This window comes from Anoxybacillus sp. MB8 (assembly GCF_011006755.1).
Lineage (GTDB): Bacteria > Bacillota > Bacilli > Bacillales > Anoxybacillaceae > Anoxybacillus > Anoxybacillus gonensis.
This window is the reverse complement of sequence record NZ_RXXX01000005.1, coordinates 105,912-127,733: the sequence shown is the minus strand read 5'-3', so window position 1 is coordinate 127,733 and position 21,822 is coordinate 105,912. Positions and strand designations below refer to the sequence as shown.

Sequence of the window (21,822 nt, the reverse complement as noted above, 5' to 3'; positions counted from 1 at the left end):
TGGGATTGTTTGTGTGGTTACTTACATTCTACAGGAAAAGTGCTCTTTTTTCTATGTTTTTATGGATATTATTGGTTAATCAACACACGTGGTCAGGTATACCTATTTTTCCAATGTCGTGAAGAAGGGCAGCGTGATATAAACTATTCAACTCGTCATCTAATAAGCCAATATGTGTACCGATTTGTAAACAATAATTCGCAACGCGTCGAGAATGTTCAGCAATATATTTATGTTCATCGCTTTGTTTCTCAATTTCAGCTAACAAAGAGAGAATACGTCTCGTTTTATCATTATGTATATTTAATGCATGAACGAGAATAGTCATTTCGTCAACATATACGTTCGGAATGGTTTCATGACCTGCTTGCTGCCGAAGCCGATGAAACGTATGGTTTATTTGTTTTGATATGATATAACTTATTCCGATATAAAATGCGATGAGAGCGATAAAAAACACAAAAGAAGTAAAGAAGAACGCTACGCTCATTTGATTTTGAATAAAAAAATGTTTCGTGAAAAGTATGTACGCAAAAACAATGCCAATCATGCCTATTCCGTAGTGGATCATTTTGTGAAATTGCGATAAGTGGATCGAGTCGCTTGCCATTAAAGCACTTTGATAACCACGTTTAAAAAAATAAAAAACATCACGTTCGATTACTTTTTGTAAAGAATGATAAGAAATATGAAAGAGCATCGGATGCCATAAAGCGTACAAGGTAATCGCTATCATAAAGTGTTTGCTCGACAAGCGAAATAAGAGCAATAAAGCAATAAACATGAAAAAAGAAATGAGAATAGTGTTTATTATTGTTAACGGTTGTTTTTTTAATACATATATATATCTGTAAATACTATGCTCATTTTCTTCTTTTTTGAAACTTTTTAATTTTCTAATTTTATTTTCGAAAATAACGATAAATAAGGACAGGGCTACAAACCATGAGCATATAACATGAAAACTTTTTAAAACATCTATGGAGATGAGGACAAAGGAAACAACTGTGTAACAACATATGACTAACGTATAAATGGTACGTTTTGCATGAGCATAAACGTCCATGAACTCACCGCCTTATTCCAGTAAAAAGATGAAGAAAGGTTTGTTCGTGTATATTATAGTTTCTTTTTAGGAATTTTTCAACAAAAAAATCCAAAAAAGAAACAAAATATGAAGGGAATGGTGGATGTGAATGATGTAAAGGATGTCATCAGTAAAAGAATTAAGCAACGACTGAAGCAACTAAATTTAAAACAAAAAGATTTAGTTGAACAAACAGGACATTCAAAAAGCACGATTAATAAAATTGTGAACGGGACAGTTACTCCAAGGGTTGATTTGCTTATTCCGATTAGTCGAGTTCTTGATGTTTCGATAGACTGGTTAGTTGCGAATGAACGAAAAGAGAAAGCAAACGATAAAAGCAAGGTAGAAGATGAAATTATAAATATTTTACGTCATGTTGATGAAACGAAAAAAGTTCATATTTATTTTATTATTTCATATATTTTGATGGTTCTTGAAGAGAAAAATACGGCGAAAAAAAAGTAGATCAGCCATCGGCTGATCTACAAGGTGAAGCGTTGAATGAGTTGTTGTAGTTTCGTCGAAATATGCGCAAGTTGTTTTGCAGATTCATCTAGTTGTTTTGAAATGTTTGCTTGTTCGTCAATTGAATTTGTCGCTTCTTGAATTTCTTGTTGAACATCTTTTGCTGTTTCTACAATGTTTTCAATAGATGCGGTGACTTGTTCCACTCCAGCTGACATTTGTTCTGTTGCCGCAGATATTTCTTGAATTTCTTCTGAAACGATGTCTGTTTTTTGGACAATTCGTTCAAAGGTTTGAGCGGTGTTTGTAATCACTATGCTTCCTTCTTTAATATCATCAGCTCCTTGCTTCGTTACTTCCTCCACTTCTTGTACTTGGTGCTGGACATGGCTAATCAAGTCGCTCACTTGTTTCGCTGCTTCATCTGCTTGTTCAGCTAGTTTTCGAACTTCCTCTGCCACGACGGCAAATCCTCGCCCAGCTTCTCCAGCTCGTGCTGCTTCAATGGCGGCATTTAGAGCAAGTAAATTTGTTTGTGATGAGATGGCGCTAATTGCTGCAACGATATGTCCAATTTGTTCAGAATATGATGTGAGATTATTCACTTGTTTGTTAATAAGAGCGAAAGATTGTTCAATTTGCTTCATTTGTTTTACGGTTTGTTCAAGTTGCTCTTTTCCTTGTTTTGCATCATCGGACATTTCTTTCGCTGAGTCGGCTACTTCCGATGTTGACTCGGCTAGTTTTTGAACCCCAATCGCCATTTCCTCCATCGCCCTCATACTTTCAAGCAATGCTTCAGTTTGTGACGTCGTTCGTTCTGTAATTTCACTCATCACCTCATGCACATATGTGCTTGCTTCACTATTTTGTTTTGCATTTGTCGCGATATGACTGGCTTCATTTGCTAATTGGTTGCTTTCGTCAGACAATGTTCCAATTTGCTCACGAAGTTGATTTACCATTGTTTCCATTGATTTCGTTAACGTGCCTACTTCATCTGCATAAGGTAACGATTGAATATAAACGTTTAAGTTTCCTTCAGCAATTTGTTGAGCAGCGAGTGCTGTATGACGAACAGGTAGTAAAATACGGCGAAGCGTTACAGTAATAAAAACTGTAAGCAATAAAACGATCACAATAATCCCAACTACCCCCTCAATTGTTAATATTTGCACATGTTTAAACACAACATGAGAGGGAACGGATAGTACAAGCGCCCATGTTTTTTCGAAGCGTGGCAACTCAATCGGTGCAAAGGCACGTAAAACATCGTCTTCGACAAGTTTCGAATAAATTTCGTCGGAAAAATGTTCATGATTTGCGATACGTTGTAATACGGTCCTTTCTTTATCTAATGTAATCGTTTGACCGGTAAATTTTTCATCTAAACCGCTGGCAATAATCGTTCCATTTCCATCAATAAAATTTAAATATCCACCAAGCGGTTTTTCTTTACTAATTAGTTGTTGTAAAAACGACACTTCAAAGTCGACCCCGACAATACCTAAAAACTGATTTGTTTTAGGGTCAACGAGAGGGAGAATGAGCGATGTGAGCAACACGTTTTTTCCGTTCACTTCATATGTGTACGGTTCAAGCAATAACGGTTTTTTAGTACTTTTCGGTGTTAAATAATAATCCCCTGCTCCCTCTTTATCATAATCACGGCTTACTTCTACAATGATTGCTCCATCGCTCCGCACAACATACGGTACAAAGCGACCTGTTGCATCATGTCCTTCTTTATTAGCGTACATCGCATCTTTTCCATCAAATGCGTTTGGTTCCCACAACGTATAAATGCCGAGCAATTGCTTGTTATGATCGAGCAAATCGTGCATATGTTCTAACACTTGTTCGCGAGTTAAATCGTTTTTCTTTGCAAATAACATATATTCTCTAAATGTATCTGCAATCGTTTCGGCTTGGTAGAATAGCGATTCAATGTCATTTGCAAACGATTTTGTTTCGGCTACAGCATACGTTTTTGTTAGCTGTTTCTCCTCATTCAAAAACTGGTATAACAAAAAAGAAACAGTACTGATCGCAATAGTTGCAACGATTATTGAAAGTAAAAAAGCTGTTCGAAAAATAAGACTGCGGTCTTTCCACCTTTTCATACTAATATACTCCCCCTATATAGTTCTAAAGCACTATTACTACAACATATTAATATAGGATATAGTGGTCTGACAAGAGTAAAAGAGGCTATTTCGCCTCTTCTACAATTTCTTTATAAACTTTCTCTTTATCAAACCCTTTTTCGCCCATTCCGAATGTGGCGATGACACGGTTGTTTTCGTCTAAAAAGTACGTGAGCGTCGTATGAATCAGCATGCCGTTTCCAGGATCGCGATATAAGAAGTCGAAGGCATCTGCTACTTTTTTCGTATCTTCTTCACTTCCTCGTAAAAAAATCCATCCTTCGTCATCGCTTTCCACTCCGAACATGTTCGCATACGTTTGCATCACTTGTTGTGTGTCGCGTGTTGGGTCAATGGTAATCGTAATAAATTCGACTTTGTTTTTAAATAGGCCGTCTTTTTCCAAGCGTTCTTTTAGCTGTTTCATTTGAAATGACGTACTTGGACAAATGTCGGGACAGTTTGTGTACACGAACTCTAATAGGCGCACTTTCGGTTCCATGTTACGAAATGAATACGGTTTTCCCCATGCGGTTTCCATCGTCACGTCTTTTGGAAACTCCATTTTATCTTGTCGGTAAAAAGAAAAATAAAACATCCCAATGCCGATACAAATGGCAAGTAAGCTAAAAAAGCCAATGTATAGTTTTTTCAATGTGATCCCTCCCACTTTCATCATACATAATCAACGTGTCAATGAGGAGAATGGGACGTGACAATTATTTGAATTTTTTCGTTGTTCTAAATGGCGAATGAAAAACTAAACTAATAGTAACGATGGACAAGGGGGAAAGATCATGAGAAAAATTGCTTTTTGGACGTTGTTTTTGTATGGGATATATGCGCTGTTTTTCGCATTTTACTTATTTCAATGGACAGACTCTTCCATTCCAGCGCAATATAAAGGAACGAGTGCAGATCCGGCGACGTTTTTAACGAAAAAAGAACTCATGTTGACTGAACAGTTTTCCGAAGTGAAAAACTTTTTATTCTTTTTATCTATTCCATATGAATGGGTCATTTATATATTTGTACTACTGTTCGGCTTGTCGGCACGATTTCAACAATGGGCGGAAGCGACGGCGAAACGGAAATGGATGCAAACAGCCATTTACGTATTTTGGCTATCGCTTCTTGTACAAGTTGTGACGTTTCCGCTTAGCTATATAAGCTATTCCGTTGCGAAAATGTATCACATTTCTACACAAACGTTTTCAAGCTGGATGCGCGATGAACTCATTGATTTTTGGGTAAATTACGCCATCATGGTCGTGATCGTTTATGTGTTATATGGGCTTATGCAAAAATTTGAAAAACGATGGTGGGTATACGCATGGCTTTGTTCTATTCCGTTTACGCTTTTTTTAACGTTTATTCAACCTGTTTTTATCGATCCACTTTATAACGATTTTTATCCTTTAAAAAATAAACAGTTAGAAGCAAAAATTTTAGCGTTAGCAGAAAAAGCTAACATCCCTGCTGAACATGTATTTGAAGTAAATATGTCGGAAAAAACGAACGCGCTTAACGCGTACGTCACAGGCATCGGCAGCAACTCACGCATTGTGTTATGGGATACGACATTGGAGCGGTTAAGCGAAGATGAAATTTTATTTATTATGGCTCATGAGATGGCGCATTATGTGATGAAGCATATGTATTGGGGGATTGGTTTATATATTGTGGTGACATGGATCGGACTGTTGTTGACAAATCGATGGATGAAGCGGATAGTTGGGCGTTTTGGCACACTTTTCCGAATAAAAAAATGGAACGACCTTTCTTCCTTACCTGTTTTTTTACTTCTCATTTCGCTATTAAGTTTTGCAGCAAGTCCTGCGATGAATGCAATTTCCCGCTATGAAGAACATGCGGCAGACAAATATGCGATTGAGTTAACGAAAAATAAAGAGGCGGCCATCTCGACGTTTCAACAATTGACGCGTTCGAGTTTAAGTCAAGTACATCCACCGTATCTCGTCAAACTATTTCGTTACGGCCATCCAACGATTTTAGAACGAATTATTTTTTTAGAACAGCAGTAAACATATTTTTTTGAAAAAAATTCATAAAAATACTTTCTTTTCTGAAAATTGTGTTATATAATAAAGATGTCAAAAGGAAAATGTGTATTATAACAAAAGGGGTGAAACAAATCATAGCTCGTACATAGAGAAAAGAGCATCACAATCATTTGGGGGTCTTTTGTACGGAAACAGAGGGGTTACGATAAAAAATTAAGGGGGAGAAGGAAATGGCAACATTCGAAGAACGTGTGAAACAATTAGAAGAAAGTTGGCAATTAGATGAACGGTGGAAAGGGATTACGCGCCCGTATAGCGCAGCAGATGTCATTAAATTGCGCGGTTCGCTCGATATTGAATATACGCTTGCGCGTCGTGGGGCAGAGAAGCTTTGGCATTTATTAAATACAGAAGATTACGTTCATGCGCTCGGAGCATTAACAGGAAACCAAGCGGTACAACAAGCGAAAGCAGGCTTAAAAGCGATTTATTTAAGCGGATGGCAAGTTGCGGCGGATGCAAACTTAGCTGGGCATATGTATCCAGACCAAAGCTTATATCCGGCAAATAGCGTACCGCACGTTGTGAAACGCATTAACCAAGCGCTTCAACGCGCCGATCAAATTCAATATGTTGAAGGAAAAGAAGATGTTGATTATTTCTTGCCGATCGTAGCCGATGCGGAAGCTGGGTTTGGCGGCCAGTTGAACGTATTTGAATTAATGAAAGCGATGATTGAAGCAGGAGCAGCGGGCGTACACTTTGAAGACCAATTGTCTTCTGAGAAAAAGTGCGGTCATTTAGGTGGAAAAGTGTTGCTTCCGACGCAAACAGCGATTCGCAACTTAATTGCGGCGCGACTTGCGGCAGATGTGATGGGAGTGCCGACAGTATTAATTGCGCGCACAGATGCAAACGCAGCGGATTTAATTACAAGCGACATCGATCCGCGCGACCAAGAGTTTATTACAGGCGAGCGGACACCAGAAGGGTTTTTCCGTACGCGTGCTGGATTAGATCAAGCAATTGCGCGCGGATTGGCGTATGCACCGTATGCTGATTTAATTTGGTGCGAGACGAGCGAACCGAACTTAGAAGAGGCGCGTCGTTTTGCGGAAGCGATTCATGAAAAATTCCCAGGTAAATTGCTTGCGTACAACTGCTCACCTTCATTCAACTGGAAGAAAAAGTTGGATGACGAAACGATTGCGAACTTCCAAGTGGAGCTCGGAAAAATGGGTTACAAGTTCCAGTTCGTTACATTGGCTGGCTTCCATGCCCTCAACTACAGCATGTTTATGTTAGCACACGGCTATCGCGATCGCGGCATGGCTGCTTACTCAGAGCTACAACAAGCAGAGTTTGAGGCGGAAAAATACGGTTACACAGCAACACGCCATCAACGTGAAGTCGGAACAGGCTACTTTGATGAAGTATCGCTTGTCATTACAGGCGGTCAAGCATCAACTGTCGCCTTAAAAGGCTCAACAGAAGAAGAACAATTTACAAATGCATAAAATGACATCCCCTCGAAAAAACGGGGGGATTTTTTCGTCTATTTATGGTATAATATTGTCGAAATGTGTATAAAAGGGAGGGAGCGGTATGCTTATCGTCGAGCATCTACATTTAACACGCTATACGATGGGTCTTTTTCCGTTTTTTTATGACAAACATTTGTGGACGAAAGCGTTAGAGGAAGACGGAGAAATAGTTGTGAAACAAAGTCCGATGGACATTATTGAACAAAGTTGTTTGTATTACGGCGCTAGTTTAAGAGGAAGGAAAGATGGATCAAAACATATTATTGGCACTTCGCATAAAGCACCCATTGCAGTCGAACCAACGAACGAAATTTTCTTTTTTCCAACGATCTCCCCAACGAATCCTCAATGTATATGGCTATCGCATTTACATATTCGTCATCATGAGCATGTTCAAGGTGGAAAAACGCGCATTACTTTTTCAAATGGGACGAGCGTAGAGATATGTATTTCCCATCATTCATTTGTGAACCAATTGCATCGCACAGCTCAGTTGCGGACAAAGATGAGCGAACGAATTGAAGCGCGCGAACGAAAAATGATGTATTTGTTATATTTGCGGGAAAGGGAATGGTCGTAATAGTTTTCTCTTTTCCTCTAAACTTGTACAATATAAACATGAGCATGTAGCAAAGGGGTTACTGTATGAGTTTAGAGGAATTAAAACAATGGTTTACGATCAAACATATGCTTCACATGTTAGCGGAATATCGTTCATTTGGCGTTATTCCGGGCATCGTCTTGCCGATGGCAGAGGCGTTTTTACCGTTTTTGCCGCTTTTCGTTTTTGTCATGGCAAACGCAGCGGCATTCGGTCTTTGGAAAGGATTTTTCATCTCATGGATTGGAACGAGCGCAGGCTCACTGCTCGTCTTTTTTCTCGTTCGAAAAGTTGGAAGACAACGATTTTTCTCCTTTTTACATCGCCATCCGACCATTCGCCGCATGATGCATTGGATTGAGCGTCGCGGCTTTGGCCCGCTCTTTTTATTACTTTGTTTTCCGTTTACACCATCTGCGGCAGTAAATGTCGTGGCAGGATTATCAGGCATTGCGATGCAGCAATATATGCTTGCTGTGTTGCTCGGAAAAATGGTGATGGTGTTTACGATTAGTTTTATCGGCTATGACGTTGTCGCTTTAATTCGTCAACCGATGCGCACTGTATTTGTCGCGGCCGCTATTTTTCTTCTTTGGTACGTCGGAAAAAAAGTCGAGCAACGTTTCGCATTGCACGATGGAAAATAAGAAAGGATGAATGATATGTCTGTACGCTTTATCATCGGGCGGTCGGGAAGCGGAAAAACGACGATGTGTTTAACGGAAATCATCGAACAACTTGTGCATGAACCCGATGGCGATCCGATTATATATCTTGTTCCTGAACAAATGACGTTTCAATCGGAATATGCTCTCATGAACGCAAACATGAAAGGGATGATTCGCGCACAAGTGTTTAGTTTCACGCGCCTCGCTTGGCGCGTCTTGCAAGAGACAGGCGGCATGAGCCGCCATCATTTAACGCAAACAGGCGTACATATGTTGCTAAGGAAAATTGTTGAACAACAAAAAGAACAGTTAAAGCTGTTTCGAAAAGCAGCCGACAAACGCGGCTTTATTGAACAACTTGAACAAATGTTGACGGAATATAAACGATATTGTGTGACGCCAGCGGCATTAAAACAAACGGAAGAAGAGCTGCGCCGTCATGCGACCGCAAACGAAATGGTGCTTGCTGATAAATTAAAAGATACAGCGATGATTTTTGAGCAATTTGAACAACAGATGGCGCATCATTATGTCGATTCAGAAGATTATTTGCGTTTGCTTGCGGAAAAAATTCGCCATTCTTCCTATATGAAACGTGCCCGCATTTATATGGATGGCTTTTATGAATTTACGCCGCAAGAATATATGGTGATTGAACAGTTGTTTATTCATTGCCCACATGTGACTGTTGCGCTTACGTTAGATGCTCCGTATGAACAACTACCAAACGATTTGCACGTATTTCGTAGCACGTGGCGAACGTATGCCCAACTGCGCGAAATGGCGCTACAAAATGGAGTGGCGATTGAAAAAGTAGAACAACTTCATGAAAACGTCCGCCACAAACATGAAGAACTTCGTCATCTTGAAGCACATTACGATGATCGTCCTGTATGTGTATGGCCAAAACAAACGGAAGCAATTGTCATTGGAGAAGCGACCACGCGCCGAGCAGAAATGGAAGGCATTGCTCGTGAAATCATTCGGCTTGTGCGAGATGAAGGATATCGCTATCGTGACATCGCTTTGCTCATTCGCAACGTTTCAGACTATCGTGACGTGTTAAAAACGGTATTTGCAGATTATCGCATTCCGTATTTTATTGATGAAAAAGAACCGATGCTTGATCATCCGTTCGTTGAATGTTTGCGCGCAAGCATCGAAGCGGTACGGACGAACTTTCGTTACGAAGCGGTATTTCGTGCTGTGAAAACCGACTTGTTTTTTTCGCTTGACGAGCCGATACATCAGATGCGCATGGCGATCGATCAACTTGAAAACTACGTGCTCGCTTCGGGCATACAAGGAGACAAATGGACAGAACATTGGACGTACCGCAAGTATAAAGGGCTCGAAGGGATCCATGCGCCACAAACAGATGAAGAAAAACGGTATGAGCAACAATTAAATGAATGGCGCAAGCTTGTCATTTCTCCGTTGTTGTTTTTACAAAAGCGATTAAAACAAGCAAAGACAGGGCGTGAACGATGCGAAGCGCTATATGCATACGCGGAACAACTTCACATTCCACAAAAGCTACAACGATGGCGCGATGAAGCGGAAGAGAGAGGCGACTTGACTGCTATGCGTCATCATGAGCAAGTATGGCAAGCGTTTATTCATTTGCTTGATGAATATGTTGAAATATTAGGCGATGAATCCCTTTCGCTCGAAACGTTTTTCACCATTATTGAAACGGGATTAGAAAGTTTGCAGTTTTCTCTCGTGCCACCGGCAACCGATCAAGTGTTAATTGCTCATTTTGATCGTTCCCGCCTTTCCAACATTCGCTGTACGTTTCTTGCCGGAGTCAATGAAGGCATTATTCCGATGCGCAAAAACGATGATGGGATGTTGTCGGAAGTGGATCGGGAATTGTTGCATCATTATTCCGTACGCGTTGCCCCATCAAGCCGCGATCGCTTGCTTGATGAGCCGTTTTTGCTTTATTTGGCGCTCGTTAGCCCGTCTGAACGTTTATATGTTACGTATGCGTTAGCGGACGAGCAAGAAAAAACGTTGTTGCCATCGATGTTTATGAAGCGGTTAACAGATATGTTTCCGCATGTGAAAAAAATGCAATGGGGAGCCGATCCGTTTTTCCTTCCGCTTCATGAACAATTGTCATATATGACAAACGATATTGCCACACTCGGTCCGTTAGTGCAGCAACTTGAAGCATGGAAGCGACAATACGCCATCGCTCCGATGTGGTGGGATGTATACAACACCTATGTGCAACATGAACAATGGAAAGAACGAATCGCGGTCGTTGTGCGTGCGTTATTTTATGAAAACCGCGCGAAACAGTTACGTAAGCAGTTGGCGAAAGAGCTATATGGGAAAAAAGTGAAGGCGAGCATTTCACGTATGGAGACGTTTAACCGTTGTCCGTTCGCTCATTTTGCCGCGCACGGTTTAAAGCTAAAGGAACGAACGGTCTTTCAATTAAAGGCGCCAGATATGGGACAGTTGTTTCACGAAGCGTTAAAAGTGATTGCGAATCGTCTGCGAGAAGAACGGCTTCCATGGAGTGAATTATCAAAGCAACAATGTGAACAGTTGTCATATGAGGCGGTGGAGCAAATTGCTCCGTACATTCAACAAGAAGTGTTGTTAAGCACGCACCGTTATCGATATATGAAGAAAAAGTTACAGACGATTATGACGAAAGCCACCACCGTATTAAGCGAACATGCGAAAAGAAGCGGATTTGTACCGATTGGCGTTGAATTAGGGTTTGGTGAAGGGGAGTTGCTCCCGCCGCTTTCGTTTACATTATCGGACGGGACGGTGTTGCAGTTTGTCGGGCGCATTGACCGCGTCGATCAAGCAACGAGCGAACAAGGTGTACTTCTTCGCATTATTGATTATAAGTCGAAACAAAAGACGCTTGATTTAACGGAAGTATATTACGGTTTAGCGTTACAAATGTTAGCGTATTTAGATGTCGTGCTTGAGTATGCGGAAAAGCTCGTTGGCACATCGGCGTTTCCAGCAGGGGTGTTGTACTTTCCGATTCATAACCCGACGATGAAACTGAATGAATGGCTTGAAGAGCACGAGCTAGAGAAAAAGTTTTTAGAACAGTTTAAAATGGGTGGCTACGTGTTAGCCGACAAACAAACGGTGCGGCTGATGGATGAACAAGTAGAGCCGGGGACGAGTTCTCTCGTTATTCCTGTTCGATTAAATAAAAATGGAACGTTTGCGCAACATTCGAAAGTGTTAACTGAGCAACAATTTACGATGTTGCGGCAACATGTCCGCCGTCTGATCGTCGACGTAGGTGAACAAATGGTCGACGGTGTGACGCATATTGCACCGTACAAACAAAAAAATAAAACCGCTTGTCAATATTGTGAGTTTCGCGATGTGTGCCAATTTGACGAAGGGGTCGATGCGGAACAATATCGCGTGTTCACACCGAAAAATATAGATGAATGGTTAAAGGGGTGATCGTGTGATTCCGCCAAAACCGCGAGAAAGCCAATGGACAGATGAACAATGGAAAGCGATTTATGCCACAGGTCAACATACGCTCGTTGCCGCCGCCGCAGGATCAGGAAAAACAGCGGTGCTTGTCGAGCGCATCATTCAAAAAATATTGCATAAAGAGCGGCCGATCGATGTCGATCGGTTGCTTGTCGTGACGTTTACGAACGCTGCGGCGGCAGAAATGCGCCAACGTATCGGAGAAGCGTTAGAGAGAGCGCTTGAAAATGAACCGCACTCGCTTCATTTACGCAGGCAGCTCAGTCTTTTGCAAAAAGCGTCCATTTCCACGATTCACTCGTTTTGTTTAGATGTCATTCGCAAATATTATTACATGATCGGCATTGATCCGGTGTTTCGCATCGCGGATGAAGGGGAAATGGCGCTGTTAAAAGAAGAAGTGTTAGAAACGTTATTTGAACAATATTATGCGGAAAACGATGAAGCATTTTTAGCTGTTGTTGACAAATATACGAGCGATCGGACAGATGCGGATTTACAAACGCTTATTCTACGGCTATATGAATTTTCTCGTTCCCATCCAAACCCGAACGAATGGTTACAACAAATCGTTCATATGTACGATGTCGAAGAAGGGGTGCGCGTCGACGATTTACCGTATGCCCATTACCTTTTTCAAGCGGTTGATTTGGCGCTTGAGGCGGCGGAACAACGTTTGGCGCAAGCGTTGCAAAAAACGAAAGAGCCAGGTGGACCGGATTATTTGTATGAGACGCTCGTTAGCGACCAACAAGTGATTGCGAAGCTGAAAGAGGCGCGCGCTGAATCGTGGCAAAAGCTACATGAAACGATCAAAAACGTATCGTTTGCGACGGCAAAAAGAAAGCCGAAAGATGGAGCATATGACGAGCAATTAATTGATGAGGTAAAAAAGCTGCGCGAGCAAGTGAAAAAAGAAATAAGCAGCGTAACAGAAGAATTGTTTTCGTTTCAACCGGCGACATACGTGCGCCATTTGCGCGAGATGAAGCCGATGGTTGCCACGATCATACAAATGGTGCGCCGGTTTGCCGAGCAATTGCAAACGAAAAAAGACGAAAAAGGGATCGTTGACTTTTCAGACTTAGAACATTACTGTTTACACATTTTACGCGATCGTTCTGCGGAACATGAGTTCAAGCCGTCGGAAGCGGCTCTTTATTATCGAGCGCAATTTGTTGAAGTGCTCGTTGACGAATACCAAGATACAAATATGGTGCAAGAGTCTATTTTACGGCTCGTATGTAACGACGATGAAGCGACAGGCAATTTGTTTATGGTCGGCGATGTAAAGCAATCGATTTACGGCTTTCGTCTTGCGGAACCGTCGCTTTTTTTACAAAAATATGAGCGGTTTACGAAAGACAGCGAGGGTGGATTGCGCATTGATTTAGCGAAAAACTTTCGCAGCCGAAAAGAAATATTAGACGGAACGAACTTTATTTTCCGGCAACTCATGACGGAAACGGTCGGGGACATGCGCTATGACGATGATGCGGCGCTTCGCTTTGGCGCGCGTGATTATCCGGAAAAACAAGTGCCGGTCGAATGTGTGTGGATTAATGAAGCAAAACAAGAAAGCGACGAAGAGGAACAAGAAGATGTGACAGCCGTTCAGCTTGAAGCGCGGTGGATCGCCAAAAAAATCAAACAACTGCTTGCCGAGCCATTTTTCGTTTACGACCGTCGCTTAAAAGGAGAACGGCGTCTGATGTATCGCGACATCGTCATTTTATGTCGCTCGATGTCGTCAGCTTCAGCGATGTTAGAAGAATTTCGGAAGCAAAACGTTCCTGTCTATGCCGAGTTGTCGACAGGTTACTTTTCAGCGACCGAAGTGTCTATCATGTTATCGCTTTTGAAAGTGATTGATAATCCGTATCAAGACATTCCGCTGGCAGCGGTGCTTCGCTCACCCATTGTTGGATTGGACGAAAATGAGTTGGCGCGCATTCGTTTGGCGAAAAAAGACGGGGCATTTTATGAGGCGCTGCTCGCTTTTATCGAGCAGTCACAAGAGGATGAGCTTTATGCAAAAGTGAAACGTTGGCTTTCGTATTTATCGGAGTGGCGTACAGCGGCAAGACAAAAGCCGCTTGCTGATTTCATTTGGCAATTGTATCGTGACACAAACTTTTACGACTACGTCGGCGGAATGCCGGGAGGAAAACAGCGGCAAGCGAATTTGCGCGCGTTGTATGACCGTGCAAAACAATATGAAAAAACATCGTTTCGCGGCATTTTTCGTTTTTTACGTTTTATTGAGCGGCTAAAAGAGCGCGAAGACGATTTTGGAGCGGCGCGTTCGCTCACGGAACAAGAAGATGTGGTGCGCATGATGACGATTCATAAAAGTAAAGGGCTTGAGTTCCCGATCGTCTTTTTAGCAGGTGCCGCAAAACGATTTAATACGAAAGATTTGCGCGGCGACTACATATTAGATAAAGATTTCGGATTAGGGATGCGCTTTGTTCATCCGACGTGGCGCGCAAGTTATCCGACGATCGCACAGCTAGCGATTAAGAAAAAAATGAAACTTCACATGCTTGCGGAAGAAATGCGCATTTTATACGTTGCGCTGACGCGTGCAAAAGAAAAGTTATATATCGTATCGACGGTAAAGGATATCGAAGCGGAAAAGAAAAAATGGCAAGAAGTCACTTATACATCCACGTGGGAACTTCCTGCGTATGTCATTGAAAAGGCAAAAAGCTATGCGGATTGGCTCGGTTATGCCCTCATCCGTCATCCACAAAGCATTTGTCCGTCGAAAACGATGCTTCCGCATACATCGCTATGGGAGATGCACGTTGTGTCAGCGCATTCACTTGAGCAAGAAGATGAGCAAGCGAATGAGCATCGTGACATCGTTGAAGCGATTCAACAACTGCAACCTGTGGCGATCAAAAGCGAATATGAAGAAGAAGTGAAGCGCCGCCTTTCTTGGACGTATACGTATGCGAGCGCAACGACGTTAAGAGCGAAACAAAGTGTATCGGAATTAAAACGGCAGCGAGACATATACGGTGGACATGCAGAACAGCCGTTTCGAAAAAAAATCGTTGAACGGCCGCGCTTTTTACAAGCGAAAACGATGACGCCAGCCGAACGAGGAACGATTATGCATCTTGTGATGCAATATATTGACGTAACAAAAGAAGTGACCGTTCACGCAGTGCAGGAGCAAATCGCGCGCATGATAAACGGAGAATGGCTCACCGAAGAGCAAGCAAAAGCGGTTGATATAGAAAGCATCGTTGCCTTTTTTCACACTTCGGTCGGCAGGCGAATGCAACGGGCGAAGCGACTTGAACGGGAAGTGCCGTTTTATTTGGCGCAGGAGATGGAGGGGGAAACGGTGATCGTTCAAGGAGTCATTGATTGCATATTTGAAGATGAAGAAGGGCTCGTTTTAATTGACTATAAAACAGATCGCATATCGTGGATGAACGATCCTAAACAACAACTAAAGCGACGATACGAAGGACAATTGGCGTTATATCGTGAAGCGATTGAAGCGATTTGGAAAAAGAAAGTGACAGAAACGTACGTGTACGCTTTTGACGGTGCGCTACTTGTAGCGATGGGAGGGGATTAATTTGCGTATTTTGCATACAGCTGATTGGCATTTAGGGAAAACGCTTGAAGGGCGAAGCCGTTTACCCGAGCAAGAAGCGGTGATCGATGAAATAGTAGAAATTGTACAAAAAGAAAACATCGATGTCGTATTGCTTGCTGGCGATGCGTTTGATACAGTCAATCCACCTGCTGATGCGGAAAAGCTTTTTTATGAATCGCTTTCACGTTTGAGCGATCACGGAAAACGTCACGTTGTTGTCATTGCGGGAAACCACGATCATCCGGGGCGTTTAAGCGCGGCCGCTCCGATTGCAGCAAAACATGCGATTACGTTGTTAGGATTTCCAACGGATGTTGTGCAACGTTTGTATGTTCCAAAAACTAGTGAAACATTAATTGTTGCTGCCCTTCCGTATCCGTCAGAGTCGCGCTTGAACGAATTGCTTTCCGATGAATGTGATGAAACGTTGTTGCGCGCACGATATGATGAACGCATTCGTGCGATTTTTGCAAAAATGAATGCATCATTTCAAGAAGATGCCGTCAATATTGCAATGAGCCATTTATATGTCGCTGGAGGGGCAACGTGCGATTCCGAGCGCCCGATTGAGCTCGGCGGAGCATATACGGTGTCGCCAGCGAGCTTCCCTCAACGCGCACAATATGTCGCACTCGGTCATTTGCACCGTCCTCAAGATGTGAAACATGCGGTCATGCCGGCACGCTATTCCGGCTCACCGCTCGCCTACAGTTTTTCCGAAGCAGGATACAGCAAGTCGGTAACGATCGTTGACGTGCAGCCGCGCTGTGCTCCTGTCATTTCAGAATGTTGGCTTTCGAAAGGACGTCCGCTCGTGAAATGGAAAGCGACAGAAGGGTTAGCACAAGTGTATCGTTGGATCGAGGAAGGGCGCGACCGCGGGGCGTGGATTGATTTGGAAATTGATGTCGAGCAATCGTTAACGTTAGAAGAAACACATCGGTTGCGCAAATGTTATGACGGATTTGTTCATATTCGCCCGAATTACTTAAAAAAGGACGATGTTGTGCGTGAAGTGCGCACCGATGTTCCGATTGAAACGTTGTTTACGCGTTTTTATGAACGGCAAACAGGCGGAGGAAAGCCGTCTGAAGAGCTCGTTCAACTATTTTTGCAGCTCGTTGCTGAGGAGGATGAACGATGAAACCGATTCGTTTAACGATTGCAGGGTTGCATAGTTTTCGCCAGAAGGAAACGATTGATTTCGAACGGCTATGCGAAGGGGGATTGTTTGGCATTTTCGGTCCGACAGGAAGCGGAAAGTCGTCGATTTTAGATGCGATGACGCTCGCGTTATACGGAAATGTCGAACGCGCGGCAAATCAGACGAACGGAATTATGAACCATGCGGAAAATGAACTATTCGTTTCGTTTACATTTGAATTACAACATGCGGAAGGAGTAAAGCGATATACGGTTGAGCGCTCGTTTAAGCGCGCGGATGCGCTGCGCATTCGTTCTGTCGTCAGCCGCTTCATCGAAGAAGGAAACGAGCGCGTCGTCATCGCAGATAAGACGCGTCTTGTTGATGAACAAGTAAAACAGTTGCTCGGTTTAGAAATGAAAGATTTTACAAGAGCTGTCGTTTTGCCGCAAGGAAAGTTTGCTGAATTTTTGTCGTTAAAAGGATCGGAGCGCCGTCAAATGCTTCAGCGCTTGTTTCATCTTGAACGATATGGCGACGAATTAAATAAAAAACTAAAAAATAAATTGGCAGACGCGTCCGCAAAGTTAGAGGCGATCAAAGGGGAGCAAGCTGGGCTTGGCGACGCTTCGAAAGAACAAGTCGAAAAGCAAAAGCAAGCGTTGACAGAAAGAAAAGAGGCGCTAGAGAGAGCGAAAAACGAGTTGCGCGACATTCACGAACGATACGAAAAAGAAAAACAATTATGGCAATGGCAATGCGAAAAAGAAAAAGTAGAACAACAGCTTGATGAGTGGAGAAAGCAAGAAGAACGGATGAAACAGCTTGAGCAGACGTATGAACGAAGCAAAGAAGCTGAACGTCTTGCTCCGTATATTGAACAAGTGGAACGAAGCGAAAAAGAGGTTGCACATTGGCAACAAAAAGCAAAGGAACGAGATGCCCAATTACAGCAAGTGCGCACGATGTATGAACAAGCAAGTAAACAATATGAACAATGTCGTGCGAAAAAGAACGAAGAAGAACCGAAATCGTTGCAAAAACAAGAGCAGCTGAAACAAGCGCTACAAACGTTGGCGCTTATGCGGTCGCTTGAACAACAACAAGCAAAGCTACGCGCGAGTTTGCAAGAGATAGAGGAAAAAGAACAAGAAGCGCGCCTTCGCGTTGACACATGCACGCAAGAATATACAACATGGAGTGCAAAACAAGCGGAATTAAAAAAACAATGGGAAGAGAAAAAAGTTGACGTGCATGTAAAAGAGCGTTTGGAACAAGTGGATGAAAAAAAGAAACACATTCAATTGCAGCGGCAAGCGCTTGAAGAAATCGAAAAGGAAAAAGAAGAAAAACTGAAAACATATGAAGCGATGAAACAAACGTATGAACGAGAAATAAAACAAATGAAACAACTTGAAGCGCGTCTAGCGGAAGAGTTTCGTCATGTAGAATGGTTGTATCATCGCGTCTGTGAGCGGGAAAAGCAAGCGATGGTGCTCGTCTATCAATGGAAAGAGGAAAAAAAGCAAATGGAGGCGGCACGTCTACATGATTTAGCGGCGACGTTAGCTGAACGCTTGCGCGATGGGGAAGCTTGTCCGGTTTGTGGTTCGACGCATCATCCAAATCGAGCAAAAAGACAACAAGTGGCGCTCGATGAAGAAGCGCTCGAACGGATCGACCGTTCTATTCAAATCGGAGAACAGCTCGTTGCGGCAATACAGCAAATAAAAATGCAAGTCGAACAGTTGTCTGAAATGATGGTACGCCACCCTTTGCCACAACGTGTCGATGTGGAAAAAGTGAAACGAGAAGTGGAAGAAGCACCGCTTTCTTCTTTAAAAGAAATCGAAATCGAAGGGAAGGCGTTGCAACAAGATTATATCGCATGCCGCGATCGGATGTATCGCTATATCGAAAAATGGAACGAGCAAAAACAAAAGGAGCAACAATATGCGTATCAAATGGAAACCGTTCGTCAACAAATGGCTGAATTAGAGGAAAAATGTGCAGAGCGACGCACGCGCATCGAACAAGAAAAAAAGATGTGGCATGAGGCGTATCCAGATGTATCGTTTGAACAAGTCGATGACATCGTTCGCAACCTTCGCAAGCGCGAACAGGAAGCCCAGCAGTTGCAACAGCGCATTGAAAAAAGCGTGACCGTACTAGATAATAAACGAGCGGAATTAGAGCAATGGAAAGAAACGTATCAAGAGGTCATAAAACAAAAAGCAGAATGGACAACTGAATGGAATATGCAACAGCAACAATATGAACAATATAAACAAACGCTGCCAGAAGGAATGGATGAGGAGTCTGTAAAACAACAGCTCATTCGTATAGAGGAAACGTTACAACGTGTCAAGCGTGAAGAAGAAGAGGCGTATGCCCGATGGATGTCATTACAACAACAACTGCACACGTTGCAAGCGGACAAACAAGCCGCAGATGTCGCTTTACAAGAAGGAGAGAAGCGAAAACAAGAAGCGGAACGAATGTTGGCAGAACAATTCCAAAAAACTGTTTTCAAAACGGTGGATGATGTGCTTGCGTCCCGCTTAGATGAACAAACGAAACAACAAATCGCTCATGACATTCAACAATATAAAGATATACTCATGAAGCTACAAAATGAATGGCAGCGATTAAATGAGGCGATGAATGGCGTCGTCATGACGAAACAACAATGGGAAGAAACGATGTGCGCGTACGAACAAGCGAAGCAACAAGTGGACGAACATATGCGGCAACTCGGTTCACTTGAAGCGATCGTCGCTGATTTAGAGGCGAAACATGCGCGCTTTGAACAATTGCACCAAGAAAGAATGCAACTAGAAAAGCTCGTCGGTCAGTACGAGGAGCTGCAAAAAGTGTTGCGCGGAAATAGCTTCGTTGAATTTATTGCGGAAGAACAGCTCGTTCATGTGACGCGCTATGCATCGGAACGACTTGGGGAATTGACGAGACAGCGTTATGCGATTGAGCTAGATTCCGAAGGAGGTTTTGTCATTCGTGACGATGCAAACGGAGGTGTACGTCGTCCGGTGACGACATTATCGGGAGGCGAAACGTTTTTAACATCTTTATCGTTAGCGTTAGCGCTATCGGCGCAAATTCAGCTGCGCGGGGAATATCCGTTGCAATTTTTCTTTTTAGATGAAGGATTCGGCACGCTTGACCAGGAGTTGTTAGATGTCGTCATGACCGCATTAGAACGATTGCGAGGAGAACATATGGCGATCGGGGTCATTAGCCACGTTCAAGAGTTGCATGCGCGCATGCCGAAACGGCTCATTGTAAAACCAGCAGAACCGTCTGGAAAAGGAACGACAGTCCAACTTGAAGTGATGTAAAGGAGACGGGCGATGAAAGGAATATGTGAACTGTGCGGGAGAGACGATGTTGTGTTCACCGCTCATCATTTAACGCCGAAAGAGTATGGCGGAACAGAAACGGCCAAACTATGCTTTCCTTGCCATAAGCAAATTCACGCGTTATATACGAACGAGGAATTAGCGAGTCGGCTATATACGATCGAGCGGTTACAACATGATGAACGCATCGCGTCATTTATTCGGTGGATTCGAAAACAACCAGCTGATCGGTTGCCGAAAATAAAAAAGGCGAAGCGGCAAAAGCGTTAAGCATTGCCGGCAACGTTTTGATCGAATGCGTCGCAATCGAGCGTATTTGTTAAGCTAATGCCGTTGTTGGCGATAATAAAATTGCCTGTATTAAACGCGCCTGCGCCAGCGAATGTTTTCGATGATATTTTCGGTGAGACATATAACGTATCCCCTACTTGCATGACGGCGCCGCTAGCGACGAGGTTAATTTTAATCGGACCGACGAGAGCGGGCATGTCGTTCTCTCCTTTCTGTCAGCTGACGAATATGTTTGACTCGTGATTCCGCTTCTACATTTTTCGTGGAACCGATATGCACGACAGATGTAGAAGAAACCCCGATGATGCGAATGGAATGAACAGCGATGAGCGGGCAATCGTGCAACGTATAACGACAAACGTGTTCATGATCAACAGGTGGAAGCGGAATCAGTTTTGTAAAGATCGGAAAGGCGAGCGGAAATTCGTTGCTGTCGACATATTCAAATTGTCTTTGAACGGCAAGCGCCCGCCCAGAAAGACGAATGTGTTGGCTGTCTCCAACTTGCACGACAGAGCTAAAGGAGACGGCATTTGCTTTTAGTAAATGAACGACGGAAAGGCGGCTCATCGCTTTTCCTCATTTTTTTTATTGTTTTGTTTTTGTGGAAACGGACCGATAATTAACGATTCTGGCGGTGTGTCGAATGCGGAAGCTAATTGGATCGTTTCGCTATCGCCGATTAAAACGAGCGAGGCGCTCGCCACCCCCCCGATGGCGATATGACCAACCGATAAATGATGATTCACAACTGTCATATTCATTCGTTCGTCTCCTCTCGTGGTAAATGTTTTAAAAATGTCTCGATCGAATGTTCAATGTCTCGTTTTAAATAAGCGATAATGTTTTGTTGTAATTGTTCGTTTTCTGTTTCGCTTTCCCCATATTGTCGCAAATAAAAATGAATGCGATCATCAATTTGTCGAGCAATATCTTGCAATATAAATTGGCGATATGTTGGATCAAGCGACCGCTCATACGTTTGCTCGATGCGGGCGATGATGTGTTCTCCTTCTTCTTTTAAATATGAATGAACGGCTGTTTGAATGTTGCGAAAGAGCGGTGTCGGTTGCGGTGTCGGTTGTGGAATAATTGTTTGTGTTTTTGGAACCGCAAAATTTTCAATCGTATCTTCCCCGAACGTTGCAGGATTTAGACCGATATTTAACGTTCCTTCTAACGTTTCCACTTTTAGTTGATCAAAATGATATTCAATTTTTTCAATCGTTGTGCGCGGCTTTTTTTTTAACTGTTCATATTGTTGTTGTAAATCATGTATCGCTTGTTCAAGCGATTGCATTTTTTGTTGTTGCCATTTTAAATATGCCTCGAGCTGTTTAAAGTAATCGTGCCACAT

17 protein-coding genes are annotated in these 21,822 nt (G+C 42.9%); 10 read left to right on the top strand and 7 right to left on the bottom strand.

Annotated features, from left to right (window positions below):
* Window positions 1-79: 79 nt before the first annotated feature.
* On the bottom strand, window positions 80-736 hold the full coding sequence (locus EKC99_RS03685) for an HD-GYP domain-containing protein (RefSeq protein ID WP_163150581.1): 657 nt from the start codon (window positions 734-736) through the stop codon (window positions 80-82).
* Window positions 737-1,183: 447 nt separating this feature from the next.
* Here EKC99_RS03685 and EKC99_RS03680 point away from each other — a divergent pair, with 447 nt between their 5' ends.
* Entirely contained in the window at window positions 1,184-1,555 is a 372-nt protein-coding gene (locus EKC99_RS03680; protein ID WP_240468795.1) for a helix-turn-helix domain-containing protein, read from the top strand.
* A gap of 17 nt (window positions 1,556-1,572) precedes the next feature.
* On the opposite strand, the gene EKC99_RS03675 is transcribed toward EKC99_RS03680, so the two are convergent.
* Both EKC99_RS03675 and EKC99_RS03670 read right to left on the bottom strand, forming a co-directional pair.
* On the bottom strand, window positions 1,573-3,678 hold the full coding sequence (locus EKC99_RS03675) for a methyl-accepting chemotaxis protein (RefSeq protein ID WP_075039242.1): 2,106 nt from the start codon (window positions 3,676-3,678) through the stop codon (window positions 1,573-1,575).
* A gap of 88 nt (window positions 3,679-3,766) precedes the next feature.
* On the bottom strand, window positions 3,767-4,357 hold the full coding sequence (locus tag EKC99_RS03670; protein ID WP_075039243.1) for an SCO family protein: 591 nt from the start codon (window positions 4,355-4,357) through the stop codon (window positions 3,767-3,769).
* 142 nt (window positions 4,358-4,499) lie between these two features.
* Between EKC99_RS03670 and EKC99_RS03665 the strand changes: the two genes are divergently transcribed.
* The 9 genes from EKC99_RS03665 to EKC99_RS03625 all read left to right on the top strand — a co-directional run bounded on the left by EKC99_RS03665 (window position 4,500) and on the right by EKC99_RS03625 (window position 20,444).
* On the top strand, window positions 4,500-5,747 hold the full coding sequence (locus EKC99_RS03665) for a M48 family metallopeptidase (protein ID WP_163150579.1): 1,248 nt from the start codon (window positions 4,500-4,502) through the stop codon (window positions 5,745-5,747).
* A 209-nt stretch (window positions 5,748-5,956) separates the two neighbouring features.
* Complete coding sequence (gene aceA, locus EKC99_RS03660; protein ID WP_009361970.1) at window positions 5,957-7,243, top strand: isocitrate lyase; 1,287 nt, start codon at window positions 5,957-5,959, stop codon at window positions 7,241-7,243.
* 88 nt (window positions 7,244-7,331) lie between these two features.
* Window positions 7,332-7,850 (top strand): competence protein ComK, encoded by a 519-nt coding sequence (locus EKC99_RS03655; RefSeq protein WP_019417022.1) that lies wholly within the window; start codon window positions 7,332-7,334, stop codon window positions 7,848-7,850.
* 65 nt (window positions 7,851-7,915) lie between these two features.
* On the top strand, window positions 7,916-8,518 hold the full coding sequence (locus EKC99_RS03650; protein WP_009361968.1) for a TVP38/TMEM64 family protein: 603 nt from the start codon (window positions 7,916-7,918) through the stop codon (window positions 8,516-8,518).
* A gap of 15 nt (window positions 8,519-8,533) precedes the next feature.
* Complete coding sequence (gene addB, locus EKC99_RS03645) at window positions 8,534-11,998, top strand: helicase-exonuclease AddAB subunit AddB (protein WP_163150577.1); 3,465 nt, start codon at window positions 8,534-8,536, stop codon at window positions 11,996-11,998.
* Window positions 11,999-12,002: 4 nt separating this feature from the next.
* On the top strand, window positions 12,003-15,632 hold the full coding sequence (gene addA, locus EKC99_RS03640) for a helicase-exonuclease AddAB subunit AddA (RefSeq protein WP_163150575.1): 3,630 nt from the start codon (window positions 12,003-12,005) through the stop codon (window positions 15,630-15,632).
* Window position 15,633: 1 nt separating this feature from the next.
* Window positions 15,634-16,797: an exonuclease SbcCD subunit D gene (locus EKC99_RS03635; RefSeq protein WP_009361965.1), complete on the top strand. Its 1,164-nt coding sequence runs from the start codon at window positions 15,634-15,636 to the stop codon at window positions 16,795-16,797.
* Window positions 16,794-20,153 carry an AAA family ATPase gene (locus EKC99_RS03630; protein WP_042534549.1) on the top strand — a complete coding sequence of 1,120 codons (3,360 nt, stop codon included), beginning with the start codon at window positions 16,794-16,796 and terminating at the stop codon, window positions 20,151-20,153. The genes EKC99_RS03635 and EKC99_RS03630 overlap by 4 nt, the downstream gene beginning before the upstream one ends.
* A gap of 12 nt (window positions 20,154-20,165) precedes the next feature.
* Entirely contained in the window at window positions 20,166-20,444 is a 279-nt protein-coding gene (locus tag EKC99_RS03625) for an HNH endonuclease family protein (protein ID WP_042534546.1), read from the top strand.
* Here EKC99_RS03625 and EKC99_RS03620 read toward each other — a convergent pair.
* The 4 genes from EKC99_RS03620 to gerPC are packed head-to-tail and all read right to left on the bottom strand — an operon-like array spanning window position 20,441 to window position 21,822.
* Window positions 20,441-20,662 carry a spore germination protein gene (locus EKC99_RS03620; RefSeq protein ID WP_042888186.1) on the bottom strand — a complete coding sequence of 74 codons (222 nt, stop codon included), beginning with the start codon at window positions 20,660-20,662 and terminating at the stop codon, window positions 20,441-20,443. The two genes, EKC99_RS03625 and EKC99_RS03620, sit on opposite strands and share 4 nt — an antisense overlap.
* Window positions 20,637-21,035, bottom strand: a complete 399-nt coding sequence (locus EKC99_RS03615) for a spore germination protein GerPE (RefSeq protein ID WP_042534542.1) — start codon at window positions 21,033-21,035, stop codon at window positions 20,637-20,639. Before EKC99_RS03615 ends, EKC99_RS03620 begins: the two co-directional genes overlap by 26 nt.
* Window positions 21,032-21,229 carry a hypothetical protein gene (locus EKC99_RS03610; protein WP_009361960.1) on the bottom strand — a complete coding sequence of 66 codons (198 nt, stop codon included), beginning with the start codon at window positions 21,227-21,229 and terminating at the stop codon, window positions 21,032-21,034. The genes EKC99_RS03615 and EKC99_RS03610 overlap by 4 nt, the downstream gene beginning before the upstream one ends.
* The gene (gene gerPC, locus EKC99_RS03605; protein ID WP_042534540.1) at window positions 21,226-21,822 is read right to left on the bottom strand and encodes a spore germination protein GerPC; all 597 of its coding nucleotides are present in this window, start codon (window positions 21,820-21,822) and stop codon (window positions 21,226-21,228) included. Before gerPC ends, EKC99_RS03610 begins: the two co-directional genes overlap by 4 nt.